Origin of the sequence: Glutamicibacter sp. BW80, assembly GCF_002332385.1 — a bacterium.
GTDB lineage: Bacteria > Actinomycetota > Actinomycetes > Actinomycetales > Micrococcaceae > Glutamicibacter.
Map to the genome: position 1 here is coordinate 1 of NZ_NRGV01000048.1, position 1,076 is coordinate 1,076.

Here is a 1,076-nt window from a genome sequence, read left to right on the forward strand (position 1 = left end):
CCATGAAATACCGAGGTTAGCATCAAGAAGGCACTCACTGACCTCGCCACGGTGGTTGGGTATGGAACTTTGGCAGGGGTCATCGGCGCAGCACTACTCCCATTGACTAGTGGTTTTTTGAATCAGTCAACAAGTCAACATTCAGGCGCTCTACTGCCTTCGGTTTTAGTTGACCTGCCAGCTTCTGGGGCAATTCTTGGCTATTTATTCGGAATTATTCGAATCATACTTAATTTTGGAATTCAATCAACAAACCATTTTTATTCGCATTTTTTAATGCCATCGTTGTTCGCGATACTTCTCTACGTACTTTATAGAATTGGATTGAATTTCGAACTACTTTATAGTTTCTCGGTTGATAATGAAATTACTTTAAAAGAATTTCCTATGGACGCATGCTCTTCCGATGAGGGGGCAATTATGGTCCAAGAAAATATTGCTGATCCTAGTTGGATTCTGGCCGCAGCTGAACGATGTGGGGTGCCGGTTCTAATGAATAGCCGAGGGTTCGTGGTAGCCACAAATTGCGTAGTGTTAGGTCTAGCTTTTGCTAGATTTTTCAATTACTTACGAGCCAGGTTCAAAAACTTGATAAATTCAGAATTTGACCTTAAGGACACGCTGGCTTAACTGACCTCATGCCTATAAAAGGGCTGTCGATGCCATTTTCATAGCGGGAAAATAGCAACGGTTCAATTCAGAGATGCAGCGACAGCAGGGGCTGTGGCTTGCTACATAACAAGAAATTAGCTGAACTGCTGAATGGAATTGGCCGGTAACGCGCGCCCGATGAAGCGTCACTAGGATTTCGCCGTATTGCCGGCATGAGATCATCAGCTCACACCATTTGGCTGTCGGGGCAACTTCGCAAGGCGCCCTGCTGGTTGAGGTCTACCCGCACCCGACGCAGTACTGCGCGGGCATGAGTTTCGCGCCTTGAGAGGCGTCCACGCACCATGTATTCTCACAGCAGGTCGCGACCTCCAGGGCTCTGGACATCGGCTCCCCATGAATAGTTAGAGTTCCCCGGAATGCTGGGGAAGAATCCACCTCCGGCACTATTAATCCAGTCATTC

General features: G+C 47.3%; 1 protein-coding gene. It reads left to right on the forward strand.

What is annotated here, in order from left to right; genetic code table 11:
- The first annotated feature begins 69 nt into the window (after positions 1 to 69).
- On the forward strand, positions 70 to 630 hold the full coding sequence (locus tag CIK76_RS19095) for a hypothetical protein (RefSeq protein ID WP_141393554.1): 561 nt from the start codon (positions 70 to 72) through the stop codon (positions 628 to 630).
- Positions 631 to 1,076: the final 446 nt, after the last annotated feature.